The organism is Halalkalibaculum sp. DA384 (genome assembly GCF_043951955.1).
Taxonomy (GTDB): domain Bacteria; phylum Bacteroidota; class Rhodothermia; order Balneolales; family Balneolaceae; genus JAMQKA01.
Genome location: NZ_JBINJE010000022.1, coordinates 48,287 through 72,122, shown reverse-complemented (window position 1 = coordinate 72,122; position 23,836 = coordinate 48,287). Strand labels below are relative to the sequence as shown.

General features: G+C 45.6%; 16 protein-coding genes. 1 reads left to right on the top strand and 15 read right to left on the bottom strand.

The window, feature by feature from the left end:
• From ACG2E4_RS12930 to ACG2E4_RS12870, 13 genes are all read right to left on the bottom strand, one after another.
• Positions 1–807: c-type cytochrome (locus ACG2E4_RS12930; protein WP_395276812.1), on the bottom strand; the 807-nt coding region annotated here is incomplete at its 3' end.
• Between the two features lie 85 nt (positions 808–892).
• Positions 893–3,136, bottom strand: a complete 2,244-nt coding sequence (locus ACG2E4_RS12925; protein ID WP_395276811.1) for a S9 family peptidase — start codon at positions 3,134–3,136, stop codon at positions 893–895.
• The gene (locus tag ACG2E4_RS12920) at positions 3,129–3,362 is read right to left on the bottom strand and encodes a hypothetical protein (protein ID WP_395276810.1); all 234 of its coding nucleotides are present in this window, start codon (positions 3,360–3,362) and stop codon (positions 3,129–3,131) included. The genes ACG2E4_RS12925 and ACG2E4_RS12920 overlap by 8 nt, the downstream gene beginning before the upstream one ends.
• Before the next feature lie 467 nt (positions 3,363–3,829).
• Positions 3,830–5,335, bottom strand: a complete 1,506-nt coding sequence (locus tag ACG2E4_RS12915; RefSeq protein WP_395276809.1) for a sulfatase — start codon at positions 5,333–5,335, stop codon at positions 3,830–3,832.
• A gap of 47 nt (positions 5,336–5,382) precedes the next feature.
• Complete coding sequence (locus ACG2E4_RS12910) at positions 5,383–7,068, bottom strand: arylsulfatase (protein WP_395276813.1); 1,686 nt, start codon at positions 7,066–7,068, stop codon at positions 5,383–5,385.
• Complete coding sequence (locus ACG2E4_RS12905; protein WP_395276808.1) at positions 6,993–7,265, bottom strand: hypothetical protein; 273 nt, start codon at positions 7,263–7,265, stop codon at positions 6,993–6,995. The genes ACG2E4_RS12910 and ACG2E4_RS12905 overlap by 76 nt, the downstream gene beginning before the upstream one ends.
• 118 nt (positions 7,266–7,383) lie before the next feature.
• Entirely contained in the window at positions 7,384–9,624 is a 2,241-nt protein-coding gene (locus ACG2E4_RS12900; RefSeq protein ID WP_395276807.1) for a DPP IV N-terminal domain-containing protein, read from the bottom strand.
• 80 nt (positions 9,625–9,704) lie between these two features.
• Positions 9,705–11,243 (bottom strand): sulfatase, encoded by a 1,539-nt coding sequence (locus tag ACG2E4_RS12895; RefSeq protein ID WP_395276806.1) that lies wholly within the window; start codon positions 11,241–11,243, stop codon positions 9,705–9,707.
• 105 nt (positions 11,244–11,348) lie between these two features.
• Positions 11,349–13,043 carry a hypothetical protein gene (locus tag ACG2E4_RS12890; RefSeq protein WP_395262286.1) on the bottom strand — a complete coding sequence of 565 codons (1,695 nt, stop codon included), beginning with the start codon at positions 13,041–13,043 and terminating at the stop codon, positions 11,349–11,351.
• Between the two features lie 39 nt (positions 13,044–13,082).
• Positions 13,083–14,555 (bottom strand): SusD/RagB family nutrient-binding outer membrane lipoprotein, encoded by a 1,473-nt coding sequence (locus ACG2E4_RS12885; RefSeq protein ID WP_395276805.1) that lies wholly within the window; start codon positions 14,553–14,555, stop codon positions 13,083–13,085.
• Between the two features lie 62 nt (positions 14,556–14,617).
• On the bottom strand, positions 14,618–17,839 hold the full coding sequence (locus ACG2E4_RS12880) for a SusC/RagA family TonB-linked outer membrane protein (protein WP_395262288.1): 3,222 nt from the start codon (positions 17,837–17,839) through the stop codon (positions 14,618–14,620).
• Positions 17,840–18,252: 413 nt separating this feature from the next.
• Positions 18,253–19,662 (bottom strand): aminopeptidase P family protein, encoded by a 1,410-nt coding sequence (locus tag ACG2E4_RS12875; RefSeq protein WP_395276804.1) that lies wholly within the window; start codon positions 19,660–19,662, stop codon positions 18,253–18,255.
• Between the two features lie 219 nt (positions 19,663–19,881).
• Entirely contained in the window at positions 19,882–20,814 is a 933-nt protein-coding gene (locus ACG2E4_RS12870) for a dihydrodipicolinate synthase family protein (RefSeq protein WP_395276803.1), read from the bottom strand.
• A 206-nt stretch (positions 20,815–21,020) separates the two neighbouring features.
• Here ACG2E4_RS12870 and ACG2E4_RS12865 point away from each other — a divergent pair, with 206 nt between their 5' ends.
• On the top strand, positions 21,021–21,953 hold the full coding sequence (locus ACG2E4_RS12865; RefSeq protein WP_395276802.1) for an AraC family transcriptional regulator: 933 nt from the start codon (positions 21,021–21,023) through the stop codon (positions 21,951–21,953).
• 61 nt (positions 21,954–22,014) lie between these two features.
• On the opposite strand, the gene ACG2E4_RS12860 is transcribed toward ACG2E4_RS12865, so the two are convergent.
• Positions 22,015–22,371, bottom strand: a complete 357-nt coding sequence (locus ACG2E4_RS12860; protein ID WP_395276801.1) for a hypothetical protein — start codon at positions 22,369–22,371, stop codon at positions 22,015–22,017.
• A 91-nt stretch (positions 22,372–22,462) separates the two neighbouring features.
• Positions 22,463–23,521: a phosphotransferase family protein gene (locus ACG2E4_RS12855; RefSeq protein ID WP_395276800.1), complete on the bottom strand. Its 1,059-nt coding sequence runs from the start codon at positions 23,519–23,521 to the stop codon at positions 22,463–22,465.
• Positions 23,522–23,836 lie beyond the last annotated feature (315 nt).

Here is a 23,836-nt window from a genome sequence, read left to right as displayed (position 1 = left end):
CCCGTATTCCTGGGAGCCGGACAGGGCCTCACGCTTGATCATCTGGTCCAGCTGCTGGGCAGACATGGACGGCTCTGGCAGGCCTTCCAGGTACTGGTCGGTAATGTCAAAATACATCCCGGGATTTTCCTCCTTCACCAGTTCCTCGCGGATGTACTGGACCACCGCATAGGCATCCTCCGGGGACAGCCACCGCTGGGCGCCCATCTGCCCGGCCCCGTTGGTGATAGTCTGCCACATGCTGTAGGGATCCGAACCATACTTGAACGGGTCACTGTTGAACGAGCGGGCCGTCGGCAGGTTCGAGCTCCCGTCGGCCCCGTGGCAGGCCGCGCAGACCTGCTCGTACAGCTGCCTGCCCTGCCGGAGGGTCTGCTCATTTAAGCTGCGAATGACGGCCGCATGGTCAATAACCGCCCCGGGAGCCTCCGACAGGCGCCTCCCTTCCATCGGCACCTGCTCTTCACCAAAGATCATATGCCCCTCCATGCGGTCTCCTGAAATCGTCACATCCACAGCTATCGTGTCGTACAACCGCTCTACTTCGAAATTGAGCTGCCCATCACGGTAGACGATGTTCTGCAGTTTGCGCGTTACGGAACTGCTGGCCATGTCAAAAATGCCGCTGTATGATCCCGGCTCCCCGGAAATACTGATGGTGCCGCGGTCGGTTTCTCCCTCCTCAAATTGAATGGTGAATTCCCACTGCCCGGTAATATCAGGAGAGGATTGGGCTTGTACCAGCATCGGACCCATTAATCCCGCCAGGAAACCTAAAAACAACACTTTTTTGATAAGATTGACCATATCTGAATCACTTTTTGATACACATTATCAATAACTTAGCAAGTTCTAAATAACAACCCATACTTGTTGAGAGACTGTGTTTCTCTTATTTACCACCAGCAGGTAGATTATTCTTCCAATACCTGACCATGCTTTTCCTCAAGTGCAGGGAGGTATTGGGACGCTCAGAAATGCTGTGCGTACGCATGGGGTAGGACATCATGCTAAAGTACTTGTCATGTTTAATTAACTCATCAACCAGCATCTCAAAGCTCTGGTAGTGCACATTGTCGTCGGCCGTTCCATGCATGATCATGAGGTTGCCCTCCAGGTTTTCAGCAAAATTTATGGGCGACCCGTCATGATACCCTTCCTCGTTTTCTGATGGCAATCCCATATACCGCTCCTGGTAAATGGTATCGTACAGCCTTTGATCGGAGACAAACGCCAGGGCAATGCCCGTGTGATAGATATCAGGATATTTAAACAGGCAGTTCAGGGTCATCTGACCGCCTCCGCTCCAGCCCCACATTCCAACCCGTGAACTGTCAACATAGGGATATCGATCAAATATCGCTTTTGCGGCCTTTGCCTGGTCATGTGTCGCCAAAATACCAATTTGGCCATATATCGATTTTCTCCATGCCCGTCCCCTGGGCACCTTGGTACCCCTGTTGTCAACGCTTATTACGATATAGCCCTGCTGGGCCAGGTAGTAGTGGAACAGATCTCTTCGTCCACCCCAGTTGTTTTGGACGGTGGAGCCCGCGGGTTCGCCGTATACATAAAAGATTACCGGGTATTTTTTTCCCGGATCAAAGTTTGCAGGCTTCATCATCCAGGCATCGAGTATTACCTCGCCGATATCGATGCGAAAGAACTCTTTGTAATTGATATTCAGCGCATCAACTTTTTGCTTTAGCTCCTCGTTGCCCTCCAGCACCCGCACCTCCCTGTGATCCGGCAGGCTGATCAATGAAATACGGTTGGGAGTATTGCGATTTTGATAGGTGTGGATGGCCCATTTCGAGTTGGCCGTCATCTGGTAGGCGTGCTGACCTTCGCTGGCAGCGGGCGTAATCCGTTCCGGGTCCTCATTGCCCGAGAGGCTGCTCCGGTACAGATACCGCTCGGTGTAATCCTCTTTGGTTGCAATATAGTAGACGTAGTTGTTTTCCTTGTCGATCTGCACAACATTGACGATATCAAACTCCCCCCTGGTGATCAGCTTTGCATCGCTGCCATCTTTGGAAATTTTATACAGGTGGCGCCAGCCGTCCCGCTCGCTGGTCCATGTAAAGTATTGGTTATCGTCCATCCATATGGTGTCGTCGTGAATATCCAGGAATGCGTCATCCCGCTCGGTCATGATATTTTCGAACTCCATAGTCAAAATGTCAGCGATCCACACCCGGTTCCGGTTTTGAAGCCTGTTTAGCTGCTGAATCATGACCTGGTTGGTATTTGGCACAAAATCCATCCGGGCCAGGTAGTTGTTGCGGGGATCCCCCGGGATGTCAAACCAGCGGGGCTGCCCGCCGTCTGCGGCAACCACACCGATCTTGACCGCCGGATTGGTGGTACCAACTTTGGGATACGGCAGGGGAATCGGCTGAGAGTAGACCGAATCGATATTATTAATCATATAAAACGTGCCAACCCCCTGGGTATTTGACTGCCAGTAGGCGATATGCTGACCATCGGGGCTCCACCTGAACCCGTCCCGGAGCGACAGTTCTTCCTCGTACACCCAGTCAAACGTCCCGTTTATGATATCATCACCGCCGTCGTGGGTAATCTGCCTGATCTGGCCGGTATCCAGGTGTTCCACGTATATATTCCGGTTGCTCACATAGGCCACGCGCGAATCGTCGGGCGAAAATTTGGCAAACTTCATGGTTGTCCGTTCAACCGATTTTCCCAACTGCATAAGCTCACCACTTTGAAGATCCAGCACCCAGTAGTCGCCCCGGGTGTGATATCGCCAAACTCGCCTCGTATTGGTAAATATCAACAGCTTTTCGTTGTCATGCGACCATTCATAATCCGCGATTTTCAGCGGCGTATCCCCGCCCTCCGGGATCAGTTGTTCAGCCGATACAAGCACCCGACGATCGCCGTCCGGCACCGAATACCTTACGATATCCTTTTCACCGTATTCGGGGTTGTCTTCCAGCGTGGAATACCCGCGGTTGTCTTTCATCCAGCGAACCGGCCCAAAACTTTTTTGGCGATAAGTTTCTTTTTCATATATCTCCTCTAATGTTATGAGCGAATTATCATTTTGGGCCTTGGCTGAGAGGCTTAAAAACGTTAAGAAAACACAAGTAAAAAAAAGATATTTATACATAGCTCTCATTTGGATTCCGCAAATTCTTATAAATAAGGTTGCCAAAATTAATTTGTTGTGAATCATGATTCGTTTTCCCAGGGATCTTTAAATAAATAATCAATAATATCTCTTCCCTCCTATATAAATTTCTGCCATTGTAACATAATTTTATCATTTTGCCTGGTTTTTCATCGATCAAAAGCCAGCAAAGACGATATTTGCCAATGGGCAGTACTTGATCCATTCTTCATATTAGTTCTAACTATTACTTCAATTGATAAATTCTGATGTCCCACACAATTAACGTCAAGCCCACTTTACCATTGATAGTGAAAATCTTTTCAGAGCGAATTCATGCTTGTATTCAACAAATACTTTATGAAGCGTGATGAATATGCAAGATAAGGTAAGGCTCGTATCTACTGATAAATGATAATTCTAACAAAACTAATATTACCAACATAATACACTTCTCAAGCATAATAACAACTGTTTTTAAATGGTGGTTTGTTGTACTTAGGCTAGATATTAGGAATGGACTTCACCACTCGTAAATACAGAATGGATTATTAAATGGATGAAACACTGCAGGTATTTGTGTTGGGGTCGGTGCATTATTTGTATCCGAAATTACAGTTGGAATTGCATTAACCACTTATATTCTGGCATATCAATTCCATTTTAAAAAAGAATGCACCTTACCAAGCAATACTACAATTCTCCAATCGGTCGGACATTTTTACCTTCCTGTCCGGTTACAGAATCACCCAAGTCCCTCCTTGCCTCATCCGCAAGTCGTTGAAGACGCTTAACAACTTCAGGATGCTTTTCGGAAACATCAGTAGTTTCCCCAATGTCCTCTTCCAAGTTATAAAGCATAGTGGTTCTGCCTTCCTCTGGCCGAAAAAGATGCAATTTCCATTTTCCGCTACGCACAGCTTGCAATCGATCATACCTGTAATAATAAAACGCTTCGTACGGACTCACTGCTCCCGGTTCACCCGACAAAAGGGGCCATATATTATGTCCATCAATGATCCTGTCGTTCGGCAATTGTCCTCCGGTAATCGCCGCAATCGTTGGTAATATATCCATAGAAGTGGTGAGTTGTTCTGTTATGGATCCGGCTGGAATATGACCAGGCCAGCGAACAATAAACGGTACTCGAAAACCTCCTTCCCATGTGGTAGCTTTAGAGCCCCGAAGCGGCTCATTGGATCCGGACCGGTAATTTAAGTCTCCTGCCGTAGGACGTCCATCCAAATCAGAAGTCCAGACCCAGCCTCCTTCACCTTCCCAAACAGCAGCCCCATTATCAGAAGTAAACATAACTATCGTATTGTCGTCCAGTCCGAGCTTGTCGAGATGCTTTGTTATGTGACCGACGCTCCAATCAAGTTCCTCAATTACATCTCCATATATCCCGTATTCAGAACGATCTTTAAAGTGATGGGAGGCGGCAATAGGGACATGAGGCATGGAATGGGCCAAATAAAGGAAAAAGGGCTTCTCTCGGTGTTTGGTTATAAAATCAATTGCCTCATCTGCATATCGTCTGGTAAGAAGTGACTGATCGGGATCTACTTCAATCACTTTTTCGTTTCGCAGTATAGGGGTAGGACCTGAAATGAAGCCATCCTTGATAAAACTATAGTTGTTATGCCCCATATCATTGGAATAGGGTATGCCAAAATAATAGTCAAAACCCTGTCGCGTGGGAAGAAAAGGCGGATGATGCCCAAGGTGCCATTTGCCAATATGGCCTGTTGTATAGCCCTCCTTCTTTAAATAATCAGCGATGGTGAACTCATCAGGATGCAACCCGTATTCCGACAGGGGAATCAACACGCCCCATGGCAATATTTTCTTTCCTCCGATATCCTGCTCGCGCCCAGGAATATATCCAGACGCCAAACCTACTCGTATCGGATAGCTTCCGGTTAACAGAGATGCACGAGAGGGAGTACACACTCCAGATGTTACATGAAAATCGGTAAACCGCATTCCTTCTTCTGCCAGACGGTCCAAATTGGGAGTTTTGATTGTTGGATGCCCGTAGGAACTCAGATCGCCATATCCCAGATCATCCGCAAAGATAATAATGATATTGGGTGAACGATTGTCTTTAGTTTGACTTTGCAAAGCTTCCACATTACCAGATACCCCTAATAACATGAAAACTGGTAAAAGAATAGAAAAACCGATGTTATATTTCATACCTAGGAGTCTGTCGGATAAAGCAAGGATAAAGTTCATTTTTTCAATTAATGTCTTAATAATTCATCAGGATGAACTGCTTGATAATTTTCAACTTGTTGTTGCGATCCTGCCGGTCCAATTCGCTCAATTTTTATATAGTTGGCCCTGAGATTCCGGTTGCCAGAAAACCATGCTTTCAGAGCGGTTTTGCCAGGTTTTAGATGAACTAAGAATGTAGCAGATGTCATAGAATTTGTAACCTCAACCTCCTTTCCCAAATTCCCAATGGTTAAATGGGCTGTGCTAAGACTACTTATCTCCCCGCTATTCCCGGACTCAAGAGAATATCGATCAGAATGAATAGTCGAAGTGGGGTGTAAATTATGACGAAAATCAGGTCCCTGGTTTTGAACAATTTTCCTTCCCGACTCAATGGGCCATCGGTAGGTACTAAATTCATAAAGCCCTTCCTTTTCCACATTTACAGCCCAGACAATACCATCATCGCCTCTAAGTGCATCATGGGCATAAATGGTTGAAGGATTCTCCCTTTCACTTCCAATTATAATGTAGTTGTATTTATCAAAGTCTGTAGATACATCATCCCACCATTCTTCATATTTCTTCGTTAAAGCTTCAACTACATCCGAATGTCGTTCAGCAACATTATTTTTTTGACCCGGATCTTCTCTGATTTGATAAAGTTCTCGTTGTTCCCGTCCCTCTAATCTCCATTCTTCTGCAAGTACCTGAAAATCCTTGTATTTTTCCGCATACTGAACGCGCTGGTTATGGACAAAAAGTGTACGTTCAGGCCAATCTGTATCCGGATTCTCCAGTAATGGCCTCAGACTTACACCGTCAAATTCAACATCTTCTGGCTCTTCCAAACCGGCTAAATCAATTAAAGTCGGCAATATGTCAAAATGGGCAGTAAGTTTATCTACATCTACACCTCCACCAATCCCCGCCGCCGGCCAGCGAAGAAAAAATGGAACACGGTGCGCACCTTCATATCCTCTGATTTTTCCACCTCTCATCCCGGCATTATAGCCTTCCTTTACAAATAGATCTTCGTCAAGAATGATCCCACCAAACCAGGGACCCGGCCCGTTATCCGTCATAAATATGACTATTGTATTTTTCTTCAGTTTCAATCTGTCCATTTCAGAAAAGAAAATTCCTAAATCCTCATCAAACTTCGATAACATACCGTAGTAATTGGCAATTCGCTCTGGCACTTTTCCCTTATATGGATTAGAATATTTTTCCTTTACTATTAATGGGGCGTGTGGAATATTCGTAGCTATATATGCAAAAAACGGTTCGTCCTGATTCTTTTTAATGAACTTTAAAGCTTCATTAAACCATACGGTATTGCTATAGCCTTTATATCTTTCAAAAACACCGTTGCTTCTGTAAACATCATCAAAATAATCGTTTCCCCAATAGTCGGGGTGGATAGAGGAGGCACCGCCCCCATGAACAACTGTTTTCTGAAATCCACGGTCCTTCGGGCGAAAAGGATAATTTTCGCCTAAATGCCATTTTCCGAAATAACCTGTCTTGTACCCGGATTTTTTGAATACGTCACCCATGGTGACCTTATCCTTTTGCAAAAGAGACCTTCCACCGATGGTGTGCCAAACTCCTGACCGTGATGAATATTGACCTGTTAAAATTGCAGCACGCGTGGGTGAACAGCTTGGATCCACATGAAAATTTGTAAATCGGACGCTTTCCCGGTACAGTTGATCCAGGTGTGGGGTTTTAAATATGGATTCCCGTGGGCTCCGATATCTCCATACCCCTGATCATCGGTCATGATCAATATCACATTTGGTTTCCCTTCCAAATCCCCTTTGTGCTCTAAAGAGCATGAAATAAGCACAAGAATAACAGAAATCAGATAAATTTTTGCATACTTGAATTTTATTATTCCAGACATGTTGAATCTACTTGTTGAAATTGTCCAGATGCAAAAGCAGCAGTGTGCAAGGTTGAAACCTCGGATAAACTAACTGTAGATTTCGATCAAAATGTAATCCCATTTGCCTGCCCATTATTTACCGGGGACCCGGCGGCAGATGGGTAAGCAGGTATCTTGCCATCTGAAGCCTTACATGTAAAGGCGTCCCTTTTCCTTTGCTGAGCCCGTGATTGCGATTGGGATATACGAAGTAGTCGAACTGCTTGCCAAGTGTAATAAATCGATCTACCAGTCCCTCCACTATTTCCAGGTGCGTATTTGTCTCTCCACTTCCATGAAGGATAAGTAAATTACCCTCCAGGCCTTCGGCATAATTAATGGGCGCGGATTTCTCGTATCCTTCCGGATTCACCTCCGGAGTTTTCATATATATTTCCTGGAACCATGCATTATAAAGATGTGGCTGCGGCTTGGGTACAACAGCAATACCCATGTCATAGATATCCGGCTTCCGGAACAGCGCATTAAGCGTATTCGAACCGCCACCGCTCCAACCCCAGATACCAACTCTTGAAAGATCGACATACGGCCGCATCTGTCCCAGCTGTTTCAGGCCGGCGGCCTGTTCCTCGGTAGAAAGCGGACCCAAACTACCCGCTACCGCACGTCGCCAGGCCGCTCCTTTTGGAGCGGGTGTACCGCGGTTATCCATGGAAATAACCAGATATCCCAGGTCAGCTATCGCCCGGTGGTAAGCAGCCATGGCCGAACCCCAGGAGTCCCTGACCGTCTGCAGGTGCGGTTCCCCGTACACATATACAAATACCGGGTACTTGCGGGCGGGATCAAAATCGCCGGGTTTGATCATCCAGCCGTCCATAATAATACCATCCCCGATATCTACCTGGAAAAACTCTTTTCGCTGCCAGGATACCGTTTTTTCACTCAGCGCTTTGTTGTCTTCCAGCACCCTTACTACTTTGTGTTCCGGGAGTCGAACAATTTGGGTAACGGGGGGATTGTTGGCTGACGAATACGTGTGAAAGGCCCAGTTGGCGCCGGGAGAAATGTCGTAATTGTGGGTCCCCTGCAGATTCTTTGGAGTAATTCGTTCAGGGTTCCCGGTTCCATCCAGCCTTGCCCGAAAGAGGTATGACTGCGTCGCGTTTTCCGGTGAAGCATTAAAATAAAACCATCCTCCTGATTCATCCACGGCAACACGATCAATGATGTCATAGTCCCCGGGTGTTATATTTTTCAGATTTTGTCCATTACGAGAGCCGACATAGGCATGCCGCCAACCATCCTTTTCGCTCAAAACAAGAAACTTTTTATAATCATCAAACCACTTCAGACCCTGATTCGTGCGGTAACTCGCAACAACCCAGGCCGGATCCGATTCCTCGAATATGGTGGTGATAGTACCACTGTCAACATTTGCAATAAAAAAGTCCCGCTTGTCCCTGAAACGACTGAGTTTCTCCACCAGTACTTCATTGGAATTCCCGGCCCAGCTGATCTCCCCAGGATAAAAGCCCTCTGAAGGAATGGGTATGGGGAACCAGCGTGTCTCCTTATTTTTAATATCGATCACCCCCGGTTGCAAGGTAGCAATAGTTCCGCCCACCCTGGCGAACCGGGTCTCTGTTACCTCTGGATAGGATGGATCAACGGGCTCTAACATTTTCCTGACTCTCACACGGGAAGCATCAGACTTTACAAATACCACCCTTTTACTATCCGGGCTCCATACTGCCTGGTTATAGCTAATGGACCCGGGAACGGCATCATTGGTGAGTGAAGTAGTGCCTTCATCCTGAATATTGTAAACATGCAGATTTCCCTGTTCAGTAAACAGAATGTGCTGACCGTCGGGCGAAATGCGGCTGTTGTTTCCAGCTGTCACTGATTGCAGCTGGCCAGATTCGAAATCAAAGATCCAGTGATGGGCGGTTTCATTTCCACTTTTCCGGCTGCTTGCCGATATCAATATGTTGCTGCCATCCGGCGAGAATGTATAATTCTCAATAAATAACGGGTCTGTCGATTCCGGTAAGCTCAGCTGTGAGGCGGAAACCAGTTCCGTCCGGGTACCGCTGGCCGCATCGTAACTCACGAGAGCCTGTCCGTTGGTTGCGGGGAGCGTTTCAATAACGAGGTACTCCGAGCCGCCGGGAATCCAATCGCCCCTGAATGATTCAGCTGTGAATTCATTTTCTTCGTAAATAGCCCTCAACCTTTCAGCTGTTTCGGCAGGTACAACATCCTGGCTGGAAATATTTACTTTTTCGGATGACTGAGAATAAGCAATATCAGATAGCAAAATTGCCAGCATCAATACTATTGGCGCTCTTATCATTTTGAGACTTAATCTCATAAATTCAGAAGTTGTTTGGTACTATTCATAAAAACATATAAGGCTTTCATACCTTCAGTCAGCTGCATTGTGATTCAACCCTAATCGGTTCTATTCCACCATGGTCCTTCATCCCGAATATTTATCCATCTCCTTTGCATCATCGGGATTAGATCCATCATGAGTTCATGTTTAGTTTCTGCCAAATTGATGGTTTGTGTTACATCATTTTCAATATTGTAAAGTTCAAAATCGACAGGAAAAGCCGTTTTGATCCAATCAATTTTTTTATCACCCGCAACATTTTCAGGATTGGGGGAGAGATGTCCCACTAACACATGATTATCCTTTCTCATAGCCATATGGGCCATCCCCGGCATATGGGAATAGTTGACCGGGAAAAACCACATCGGAGATACTTCTCTATCATACTCTTTATCAAGGAATGCATTAAAAGCATCTGTACCATCTATGGGTCTGTCGTTGGGAATAGAAGCACCGGTTAAATTGGCAATCGTAGGTAAAAAGTCAGTCCCGTTAAATAATTTATCGCTCACTATTCCCGCCGGTATATGTCCCGGCCACCGGGCTAAGCCAGGAACCCTGTGTCCGCCCTCATAGGGGTACCGTTTCATTCCCCGCAGCTTTCCGGGAGTTCCAAAAGACTTATCCCGAATGGGATCTTCCCACTCTCCGTAAGACTCTTCAAGTGAAACCGGATACTCCGGACCATTATCACTTGTAAACACTACAAGCGTATTTTCGGCCAGCCTCTCGTCATCCACAAATTGCATAAGATCCCCAAAAGCATGATCAACCTGCGTGACCGTACCGTAGTACTCTTTCTTGTTTTTTGAAATATCACGCAATGGTCGCGGTACTCCACCATATTCAATGTGCCTTGACAACTTCTGAATCTCCTGATCCTGGTAGAGCTGGGAAAATTTCTTGGGTGGACTAATGGGGGTGTGAGGTTCATGAGTTGCAATAATTGCAAAAAAAGGATCGTCATCTTCCTTTTTATTGGTAATCCAATTGGAGGCCTCCTCTACAATTACATCTACATACCACCCTTGAACTTCACCCACAGCGGTACCATTGCGGATAAACTTTTGTGGGTTTTCAGGCCCTTCAAACGCATTGACGGAAGTGGCAAATGAGTAATCAAATCCCATCTCATTTATGCCGACCTCGTCGTCATTTTCCAATTTGGAAAGATGCCATTTCCCAAAATAGGCAGTCTCATATCCGGCCTCCTGGAGTAGGTGCCCAATGGTTATTTCCTCTTTTTGTAACGTTGTGCCCCAAAAACCAGCAATATTGTAGTATCCACTGCGGTAGGCATTTCGGCCCGTCAACAGCGATGCCCGGGAAGGCGAGCATACCGTACCGGCCGAATGCATATCCAGCATCCTAACGCCCTGTTTTGCAAAACGGTCGAGGTGAGGGGTTTGAATAACGGGATGCCCGTATGAGCCCAGGTCTCCATAGCCCAGGTCGTCTGCCAGAAATATGATTATATTCGGTCGTGGAGACTGCTCATCATCAGCTGCTGCAACCAGTGGCATCTGCAGGGCAGCAAGTAGTGAGAAACACCAGAATAGTTGACTGCAGGAATTCATCATTTTGACTCTAGTCATTTACAGGATCTCTATTAAGACGTGAAGTCATCTTACCTATGGTTTAACAAAAAACGCTATTAATCATGAAGGGAACCAGTTCAAACCATTACTTATCAAGAAATGTTACTCCTGCCGGGTTACAATCGGAACATAGCCTGCCTTCATCCCCTGGGGTGGAGTTACAATCAATCCCTCATCAATAGAGATTAATTCTCCGGTAGCCGGCGGAGCCATATACTCTTTGTCATAAGTCCACTCGGCGTGTATATTTTCAATAAACGTCTGAAGGTTTTCTTTCTTGGATTGCGTCCAATCAAATTGTTGGAAGACCGGCTGATCAATAAATCTATACCAGTGATATGTTATTGTTGAACCATCTTCCAGGGTAGCTGTAAATGGCCCGGCAGACGGACCGGGGTCATCCCACACTCCTCCTTCCGGGGTATAATACGGATCCCTTTTATCGTACTGATAATTGCCTTCAATTACTTCATTCCCGTAGCGCCAGTTATTAAACTTTGGATCGGTACTTGCTGCCGGGAATTGCTTTTCTTTCAGTGCCTCAGGTACCTCTGATACATGCACCGGTATATGTTCTTCTCCAACACGTTTAAAATATTGCGGGAATTTCCCTACAGTTGTGACATCATTGTTTTGCCATTGTAAGCCGAAAGTGTTGGAAGGAAATATTTCGGTATCAAGTAAATCTGTAATTCCCGAAATCTCATAGTCTCCTTGTCTATATGTGGTCGTATTGGCTTTAAGCGGCGGAGTCCAGGATCCCTCTTGTTTAAAATCCGTGTCACAAGCCTCGCCACCATCACGCCAGCTCTCAATACAATTAAACAGGGCATCTCTTGTATAATAGGTTACATTTTGCACAAGGACAGACCGATTTTCGTTATCAACGGGAAATTGCAGCTGGGGTATTTTGATATAAAGTGTGCTGTCAGCATCAACCATTTTGTAGGATGGAACGGTATTAATTTCCATGGCCCCGCCCCCTCCCATGCTACCGGGCCTGGTATCGAGTCCTCGCCCCCTGATGGGGGTATATTCTTCCGAAAGTCTGCTCCACATTTCCGGCAAATAATACGCAACCGGACCCTTAAAATTGGATGCATTTAAAAACAGGGTCCAGCTTTGATTTCCCGTTGGGGGTGGTCCCTCATATGCCTCTGTTAGCGGCAGTGCCATATAGGAGTAGCCCAGAAATTTATTTTCCAAACTCCCTTTGAACGTTATGCCGTCCGGCGGAATAAGAATATTATTGCTTAATTGTGCGATACCCAGCTTTTCAGCTGGTAATGCCTCATTGCGGTAGAAGAACGGCCAACCGGGTGAGGCGATCTCTGAATTATAACAGTTGGGCACCGCATTCATACTGAATTTGGGGGACCCGTAATTGTATTTATTCCCCTGCCAGTAGCCCAGCCCCCCCTCTATGGTCTGAAAAACGCTTGCCCACGTGGGGCCTCTTGGTTCCCAGGTGCGTGCAATTGTTCCCTCCGGGCACAGTGGTATTTCTTCTAGTCCAGAATTATCGGGTATAATCCAGGTGCCGGGCAATCCAATCTGGAAATTGGCCGGGGTCTGCTCAACCAGGGGCCATACGGCGGTATAAAACCCGATTCCGGCCCCGTATTCTGCCGGTCGCTCAGGAGTAGAGTACCCCGGGTACCCGTGTAACCCATCTGTATCCTGCGAGATTGACTGCTCCAAAGAATCCCGGGCCTGATTATTCCTACACTGGGTTAATACCGTGGATAATCCAGCAATAAGAATGACGACTCCATACCGGAAATACGTTCTATTCATAATAGAACACGTTTAATTTGATCAGCGTTATGAAATATTTTACTGCACCCCGGTTCTGGTATCAAACCAAACCTGTGTACCATAAAAGATGTCTACTTCATTTACGTCTGAAGGGAAGTTTTCATTAAAATCCTTTTCATCGGCCGGATAGGGAAGACGGAATGGTGGACGATTATGATTGTTATGGTACGGCGAGGCGGGCGTATCCATCAATGGAACGTCTGTTCTGCGGACTTCAGACCACGCTTCCACACTCTGCTTGATCAGGCTGATCCATTTTTGGACATAGATCTTCTCCAGGTTACTGCGGGATCCGCTGTCCCATGCCACTCCGGTTTCGCTGAGATATGTGGCTATATCACCGTCGGACACGCCGTGTTCCTGTAAAGAAGCGGTAATTCCGGCCTCGTACGCCGCCCGGGCATCCCCGGTAACCAGGCCACGCTCATACGCTTCGGCTTTTATAAAATGTACTTCAGCAACGTTCATAAAGGGAGAATATCCATCCGGATCATATCCAATCGGATCGCCGATGTGAGATACGTTATTGCCATTATTCATGGTATCCTGACGCTGCCCGGGACCAAATTCATAGCCATTATATTCCCCATATTCATTCTCATCGACAAAAAGAGGCAAACGGGGATCATTGAGAGATTTCAGCATATTAACCAGGGTATGATTAGTTCGATACTGATCCCCCTTGTTATCCGCCGTTCCCAGTCGTTCCATCCATAATTCCCGGTCTGGTGGAACCCCCGGGTACCAGAGATAGGCGTTATCACCGTTACTGGTCATAACCGGGTACTCAGAAGGATTGTTGAGAATCTCGGACAGCACGGATGAAGCCGTATTAGGGTCAACATTTGACATCCGGATTGCCACCCGCAAACGCGTTGAATTGGTAAACTTTTCCCATTTTTCAACGTCACCGTTAAAAATAAAATCGCCCGGACCGATATCTCCTGAACCGGAACCAAACATTTCAGCAGCAGATTGTAATTCAGAAAGCAGGGTGGTATACACTGTTTCCTGTGTATCATAATTGGGGTTGGCCACTCCCTCTTCCAGAGATATGGCTTCTGTGTACGGTATTTTGCCCCACATGTCAGTGGTCTTTTGCCCGGTCCAGGCTTTCATCATCAAGGCGGCGGCTTGCAGGTTGGTATTACCAGACTCCTCTGCCAGGCGCTGTGCATCTACGAAATAGGTCATAGCCCGATATTGACTGTTCCATATGCCGTTGTTAATACCTACGCGAAATTCATAGTCACCTAATCCGATAGCTGCGGTATGTTCCGCATAGGAGCCCGCATAATAGATATCCAATCGCTCGCCGAACTGATTATTGGCTACGGTTATGATGCCATCCCCAAAAACATTACTTGCAGGCGCATTCGTGGCATTGTTCGGATCAGTATTGATCTGATTAAAATCCTCTGTACAGGAAGTGATCGTAAATACCATTAAAACTATTATTACATGACCTGCGATCTTAGCTATAGTGTACATGACAATTAATTTTATCTGTGAATTTTCTTAAGAACAACCAGATATGGCACTGAAGTTACAATTTAGTAGCGCACGTTTACTTTAAATCCAAATGTACGTGCAGTGGGTATCTGGAAATTTTCAAATCCGACTCCTTGAACCCCGCCACCCAGTTGGACTTCAGGATCAAGCATATACTCTTTCATATAATCGCTTCTATACAGTATGGCCAGGTTGCGTCCAAAAGCGGAAAGGTTAAGCTGGCTCAACCATTCGATACCACTTACGTCAAAACTGTAGCCAATATGTAATTCCCGAAGTTTTATGTACGAAGCATCTATTATGGAGTATTCATGGTTGTTCCATACCCATGATCCATTAAAGAAATCCTGGGCCGAAACCCGGATATCATTGGGGGTCCCGTCCTCCTTAACTGCACCATCCGAAAATCGGAATCCATCAAAAATCAACCCGTTCTCTCTGACATTGTTTCTAGTGGTTACCTTGTAAGCGCCCGTTGGATAAGAGTGCCAGGCGGTAGTACTAAAAATATCTCCACCCATTTTGAAATCCACCAAAAAGCTTAACGTGGTCCTTTTAAACCTGAATGAATTCCTGATACCGCCCGTCCAGTCGGGGGTAACATTGCCCAATTTCTGCGCCTCATTCGTTGTGGCCGGCAAACCGTCTGCACCGACTACAATCTTCCCCTCATCATTTCTGACGAAAGGAATACCGTAGATAGCCCCCCACTCTTCACCGGGGACTCCGAGAGAACGAGCACCACCAAATCCAGGAGATATCTGAATGGTCTCTAAGCCTTCGTAAAGTTCATTTACCATATTCTTATTCTGGGCATAGTTTACGGTTGCATCCCATTCAAATCCTCCCGGTTCAAGACTTTGGATTATGTTACCATTCAGGATAAGCTCTATACCGCTGTTTTGAATTTCTGCAGCATTAAGCAATCGCGAGGAGTACCCGGAGGAAGTGGGAGTTGGAACCCGCAAAATCTGGTCTTCCGTTATTTGATCGTAGTAGGTAATATCGAGCCCAAGCCTGTCCTCAAAGAATCGGAGTTCAGCCCCTATCTCATATGATGTAGTCTGTTCTGGTTTAAGATTGATCGGGGGTAACGTACTAGAAGGATTGAAAATGGAAACATTGTTAAAAGACCCTGCCGAGTATGTGCGACTCAACTGGTAAGGGCTTGTATCGCTACCAACACGCGCCCAGCTCCCTCGTAATTGGCCGTATGTGAACTTGTCTGACTCTATATTAAACGCTTCCGTTATGCTAAATCCCAAACTTATCGAGGGGTAGAAATAGGAGCGATTATTCGCCGGCAGGGTAGAACTCCAGTCATTTCTTCCGGTAACGCCCAGAAACAGGAAATCCTGATAGGAGAGGTCTACGGATGAATACAGGCTTTGCACTTCTTGCTCCTGCTCATATTGACCAGTAACAGGAGTTCCATTTACATTGGAGACGGTAAAAAGGTCCGGTACCGTAAGGTCGTTCGCTCCAATGGTTTGACTGTCAAGGTTCTCACGCCTCAGGTGGGCGCCCAATATTCCATCAACTTGAATAGACTCGGTAATGCTTTTAGTAAATTCAGCCATCAAGTCAACATTTAGCTCTTTCCTTTTTTGATCATTAAGGCGAAATTGCCCACCGATTCCACTTCTCTGGAAGCCCTTGTCTTCCGAGGTCGTTACTTCATCTTGTGTTTCACCATAGAAATCCAATCCAGTACGAGCCTTTAACGATATCCAGTCCAGCAAATCAAACTGAAGTGTAACGTTTCCATACACTCGATCCCTGTTGAGAGCCTGTGTATAGATATGATAGGAAGCAAATGGATTGTTACTGTTGGGAAATATGTGCCCGTTAAAATCATCTTCATGTACATCTCTCAATTCACTTATGGGAAGATTTCTTGGTCCCCATGCAAAGGATGTCATAGACCACGTAAAACCAGCTCGGCCGGTCCAACCGTACCCGCTCCAGGGCAGATTGTCGCTCTGTTTATTAACGTATGTAAAGGAGGTCGATGCCGTAAAACGATCGGAAGGATCCAGGGTCAGATTACCTGAAATATTGGTCTGCTCCATATCCGTATTGTGAAGTATGCCGCTGGTGTTGCGATTATTGACAGACAACCGGCCGGAAGCGATTCCCTCTTGAGCGGAAATACCGATATTGTTGATGAAACTGGTACCGGTTTCAAAGAAGTTCCTAACATTGTCCGGACGCGATCTGTAAGGACTGTCGGGTCCTGAAGCCCACTGGTCCAGGGTAAGGCCGGCATCCAGGCGGGGTCCCCAGCTGGTACTTCCTCCATCATTAACCCCTCCCCCTTTTCCGTCCACATAGTTATACGAAAATTGCTTTGCATATTCGTTATAGGTAAGGTTTGAGCCGGGATTTTGATCCAAATAACGCTGGTACTCAAATTCACTACCGCGATTGCCGCCGCCATATTCATTTTGATATGCGGGGAAATATGCGGCTTTGTCAACCACAACCGAGGAACTAAAATCAATATTGACACCGGCTGTTCTGCCCTTTTTGGTTTCTATGATTATTGCCCCGTTGGATGCCCGGCTTCCGTATAATGCCGCGGCATTTGCCCCTTTCAGGACAGTCATTGACTTGATATTATCAGGTGATATATCTGAAGCTGCATTGCCATAGTCAACACCACCAATCCCAGAGAGGTTGGAGGTGGAATTGTCTACGGGCACGCCATCTACTACAAAGAGCGGTTGATTTCCACTAAATGAAGAATTACCCCTGATCGTGATCCTTGAGGAAGCTCCTACCTGGCTGCCACTGCTGGTTACCTGCACGCCCGCGATTTTACCCGAAAGCGAGTTTACGATGTTAAAATCCGGTGCCGAAGTTATATTTTCCTCACTTATGCCCTGGACAGAATATCCCAGCTTCCTGCGATCTCTCTCGATCCCAAGTGCGGTAACTACCACATCACCAAGCTCCTCGACAGACTGTTGCAGTGCAACATCGATCACTGTTTGATTACCGACAGCAATCTCCCTGTTTTGATATCCTATAAATGAGAATATCAAAACCACATTGTCGTTCGCTATTGAAATTTCATAATTGCCCTCTGCATTTGTAACGGTTCCGCGATTTGATCCCTGCACTTTTACCGTTACACCAGGGAGTGGAGATCTGTCATCAGCGTCTATCACCTGCCCGGTAATCGTACGTTGCTGAGCAGACAGATCTGTTATTAACAGAAACATCAGAGAAACAAAGAGGCCTGTAACTAGTTTAGTCATGGCGAATTTATTTTTTTATGTAAAGCAGAACAATTCCTTACTTATTTATTTTATTATCAATTTAAACGATTGTATATCAGGTTCTAACAGATTCTTACTTAAAAGTTGTACTATTTTATTGTTTGCCACGTGAACTAGTAAGAGACCAAAAGTCTAACCCGAATTTCCATATTTTTTCGTACGGTGGACGAAGTGAAAATAGCCGAAAAACGCCTTTTACAGATGTTGAGCAGGTTGCTTACGCTTCAACGCCGCTGAGGGTGAAATTTCGCAACGTTTTATGCCCTGTCATGGCTATTTTGTCATAAACCACATTCGTAATCTTTATCTAAGAGGTATAAACTGCGGTTTCATATCCACTCAGGGGTTGGCATTGGACAAAACCCCTGAGTCCTCTTTAATTGAGAATCCCTCTATTCATCAGTGCTTTCTTCCAGTGCCTTACGGCGAAGTTCTTCGATTTCTGAACTCTTTTTGGGGATGGGATTGCCCAGCAGTCTGCAGCCACCCTCAGTTACTATATAATCATCTTCGATTCGGATACCCCCAAAGTCCCTAAACTCTTCCAGCTTATCATAGTTGATAAACGCTTCATGCTTTTTCTGGCCGCCCCAGTAATCAATCAGTTCGGGGATGAAGTAGAGACCGGGTTCTACCGTTACAACAAATCCGGGCTCCACCTTACGCCCAAGCCGCAACGATTTAAGACCAAACTGTTTTGACTTGGCAAGGTCCCCGGTGTACCCAACGTATTCTTCGCCCAGATTTTCCATATCGTGCACATCCAAGCCCATCAAGTGGCCGAGTCCACACTGAAAGTACATGGCGTGGGCCCCGGCCTGTACTGCTTCCGCCGGGTTACCTTTCATGAGATTCAAGTGCTTCAGGCCCTCTACCAGTTTTTTGCAGGCGGCCAGGTGCACATCCAGGAATCGAACACCGGGCTTCAGAATATCCACGGCCGCGATCTGGGCTTCCAGAACAATGTTATATGCTGTTCGCTGCAGATCGTTGAAATGCCGGCCAGCCGGAAAGGTACGGGTCAGATCCCCGGCGTAGCCGTCCGGATGTTCGGCACCGGCATCACAGAGTACCATATCACCCTCTTCAATGGTATTGTCGTATGAATGATTGTGCAGGGTCTCCCCGTGTTTGGTCAAAATGATGGGGAATGCCAGCCGACCGCCCAGCTCCAGCGCTTTTTGGTGGACCCGGCTCATCACTTCGTACTCTTTCATGCCGGGGCGGGTAGCACGGATCGCCTCGAGGTGCATCTGTCCGCTCATATTAACGGCTTCCTCAATACGAGCGAGTTCCTGCTCACTCTTCACATTACGTTGTTCAACGATACCCTTGATTAGTTCCACCGATTTACCGGCCGCTATCTCTTCAGGAGCCAAACCGAGCCATTCCTGCAACTTCAGCGTATGCCCGGGGCGGTAAGGCGGCAGGTAATGAATTTTCCGGTCTTTGGCATGTTGATCAAAATAGGCCCTGATTCCCTCATAGGGCCTGCAGCCATCCATGCCGGCCTGTTTTGTAAGCTCCTGCAGAGAGGGCACCTTGCCGGTCCACACTATTTGATCAATGGTAGGATCGTCACCGAATAAAAACTCTTTGTCCTCGTCTACGTCAATGATCGCGGCCAAACGAGATTTGTTTAATCCAATATAGTAAAGGAATGTACTGTCCTGCCGGAAACGATAGCAGTTATCGGCATAATTCATACTGCTCTCCTCGTTGCCCAACAAGAGTACCAGTCCCGAATTGAGACTCTTTTTTAGAGTATTGCGACGATTTTTATAAATCTTGGTCTCAAACATCGGTAGTGGATTGGATTATGGATTGGATCGAAACGCATTACCTTTGGAGTCCTGCCATGTTGTAGTTGCGCCGTACTTCAGCACAAAACCGAGGTCCACCGGTTAGCAGGCACACGGGATTCTCATACGTATGGAGGTCGATATAAAAGAAGCGTTTTACGCTCTTCAGGGAAACGTTTGGGATCAATATTTTTTTGAATCAATGGTGCTGATACAAAATTACAGAGAACCCGTTTTCTGCGAGCTCAACCGGGGAAGCTCGGGCCTGTTTTCGAGGGAGGTGTGTATGACCTTTAGTACCTGTTCACGCTCTTCACCAGCCAGTGGCAGGCGTGGAGGGCGTACCGTTTCAGTTCCGAGGCCTGTAGTCACTTCTGCAAGTTTAATGTTCTGCACCAGCTTGGGATTGATATCCAGCTCCAGCAGGGGCATAAACCAGCGGTAGATCTCGCGCGCCTCCTCTAGGCGGCCGGCCCTGGCAAGTTCATAAATAGCAACTGTTTCCCGCGGGAAGGCTGCAACCAGCCCGGCCACCCAACCATCGGCTCCCAGTAACAGCGACTCAAGGGCCAGCGTATCCACACCACACAGTATTTTCAGACGGTCGCCAAAACGGTTTCGATATCGTGTTATATTGGTCAAATCCCGCGTAGACTCTTTTACAGCCTGGATGTTTTCATGCTCCAAGAGTTTCTCAAACATGTTTGGAGTGGTTTCAATACTGTAATCTACCGGATTATTATAAATCATGATCGGCAGGCTAGTGCTCTCCGCAACAGTTTTAAAATAGGAAACCGTCTCACGATCGTCAGCTTTGTACTGCATCGGAGGTAAAACCATCAGCCCGTGTGCACCCTTTTCCTCAGCTTCCTCGGCCTCTTGAACTGCTCCCATAGTAGATGTCTGTGCGATGTTGAGAACCACACTGATTTGATCCCCAACCAATTCCAGTGTCTTTTCAAGCAGAGTGAATTTTTCATTTTTTTTTAACGTGCTGGCTTCTCCCAGGGAACCTCCAAGTACGATACCATGAATCCCTGCATCGAGCTGTGCATTAATGTTATGTTCAAACATTTTCAGGTCAAGTGAGTCATCCTCCTCTTTGAACTTTGTAGTAATAGCAGGGTAAATTCCATCCCAATCGACTTCCATAGTAAATAGATTTACAAATAAATATTTAGTAATACTCGACTAATTCAATAAGTAATGAAAGAGAAGCGTATTGAACATTCTTGTACTATATTTTCAAATAGTGTCACAATCTTTCTTAATCTTTTTAAATACTTGTTTATTTAATTAAATAACACATAATTGTTAGTGGTAGTCGAAATATCACCTATTTACAACAATTTAGTATCATGTCAAGCGTCCAATCGATTTATTTTAAGCTCCCAAAAACAGTGAAGGAAGGGTTTTTTATACAATATGATGAACTGACTCATTTTTATGACCAGTTACATCATCACCCTGAACTTCAACTAATTTATATAATTGAAGGTACAGGGGATCTTTTTATCGGTGATTCTATTTCCCCTTTCAACGATGGATCGCTATTTTTGATTGGAGCTAATCAAAATCACTTATTCAAAAGTGACCCATCGTATTTTGATGTAGAAAATGCTGGCAAATCACGTTCCATTTCAATCTTTTTCAGTGATGAATCTCTTGGCAATACCTTTTTTGAAATTAACGAGCTCTCTACTATTCAAGGATTAATAAAAAGAGCGGATCGGGGGATCCAATTCTTGCCTGGTATTTCAACAAAGATTGGGGCCCGAATGATCAGAACCCGGGGTCAATCAGGTTTTACTAAGTTCATTCGAATCTTAAAAATTCTTCAACGTCTTGCTGAATCTACAAATTTCAAATACCTGGCCGATATCAGCAGTACAAACCCTCCATCTGAAGAGGATAGTCGTCGAGTAAATTCAGTAATCAATTATATCCTAAAACACTATAAAGAAGATATTAAGTTGGAAACAATAGCTGATATTGCTCATTATAGCAAGGCAGCCTTTTGTAAATTTTTCAAAAAAAGGACTCGTAAGACGTTTTGCGAATTTTTAAATGAAGTGCGTATATCCCAGGCATGTAAGCAATTAAAAAAGACGGACAAAAACATTTCTCGAGTGGGATATGAGTGCGGTTATAATAATATTTCTCATTTTAATCGTCAGTTTAAAAAATTTACTGGTCTAACTCCCAGAGAATACATAAAAAAACATGAAAATTCGGTGACGGATCAGTCCAAATCACATTACCATGAGTTTGTAGATAATGCATTTACTTGATAAATATCGTGTAGTAATAAATTAATTTGAGCCCTTTTAAAATTATCAGAGGAAATGCAGGCTAGAAGGTAACCACTTCATAACCATCCACAATAAAGTTGCGCAGGCTTGGGTGCTGATCATATTCATCCAGCAGATCTATATCGGTCTCTTTTATCTCCTTGAAGACCCCGAAAGCTTTTGCACAAAACCGGCAGGCACCATGGATGTTGCCTTTAACGGCATTATATAGTGGATGGGCATCGTGTTCCTCATTTTCCAGTTCCGGAATCCATTCAGTCCCGGCTCCGTCAAATACGATCGTGACCTCGTCGTCATGCTCCTGCAGCTCCTTGGCAAGCTCCAGCGCATTCACTACCCGGCCCAGTGATTCGTGAGATTCTGTTCCCGCTAACACAACAACTGCTACTTTATTCATAATGATGAGATCAATTTATTCCTGTTGGTTTTGATATACTTTGACCACATGGATGGCGGATTTCTTACAAGTAAAATGTAGAAAGGGTCCCTTATACTTGACCAGGAAGGAAATCCCAGATTGAGGCTATGGTACGCTCACTTATCTGAACGGCATAGTTGACGGCTTCTTCAATTTTGGGATGGGAAGGCGGAAAGTCTTCATAAACATATCCGTCCTTAAAAGGCCCCGCAGCACGCACCAGTATCTCATCTGCAATATGAGTAGTCATAAAGTCGTGCTCTTCTTGATTGTACAGATTTTCAAAAAGTTCACCGGTAGTTTGCTGATATGTATTCCAGAACGATAACCAAAGCTGCTTCCATTTTTCTTTTACTTTAGACGAGGAAGCGGCGTGAGCCTGCATCCAGCAATGTGCTGCAAAATGCCCTGTATCCTGTAGCGGTCTTCCATAATGGACAAACTCCCAGTCGATCAGCCGCAGATTCCCATTCTTAATTAAAATGGATGCAGGCCACAGGTCGCCCATCACAAGACATTTCCCGGGGTCCAGCAGTTTTTCTCCCAATGCTTTTGTTCGAGTTTCAAAATTAGTGTTTTGTAACGAAATGATTTCGCTGGCATAATCGGCAGCGGGCTGGTACTGAACCTGGTTGCGCGTCTCCTGGATCGGCTTGTTGTTGAACTGTTTACGTAAACCCGAATCGTTAAAGGTTTTTTTGTGAAGCTGCCCGATGAAGTGCCCCAGCAGGCTCCCGATTTGGGTGGTTTCGGCAGCGCTGGAAAGCCAGGAATCAATCGCCGGGACCGATCCGATATCCTCCATTACCAGCAACGACTGATTCGGTTCATATAGCAGACGTTCAGGCGGCCGAACCTGCGCAGACGATATCTCACTCAACGTTTCTGCGGATTCAAACAGCTCTAACGCCCTGGCTTCAAAATCGATTCGGTTGTTGTTTAGCGGTATATCAGGATTGGATGCGATGTATGAAGGGGCATGTTTGATAATCAAGTTTTTATTTTTTCCTCGCAGACGCCAAACATAATTGAGGTTACCGCCCCGCAGGGATTCGAGTGAGCCAACACGCTCAAACTGGGGCAAGTGATCCGATATTAATGCGTATATCTTTTCCTTGGAGAGCTGCATAATAGTGTTATTACCATCAAATTTTGCTAGGTATTCAGCCAAAGTTTTACACAGATAACAAGCAGGATATGTTTAAGAGTGCAGTTATTTTAAACTAATAACTACTATACTAATTAGGACTTCCTCAAAAATTTACAATAGGTCTTTTCTTAAGGCGGAGGTGTCCCTTTTTGTGTGAACAAAAAGGAACCCAATAAATCACCGGCGGGATTAGTTATTGGTTATTAGGAATTAGTTATTCGTTGTCCCAAATAACTAATAACCAGTCACAAATAACTACCCTGCGCCTTCGCTTGTTTGTCAATAATAAGTAAT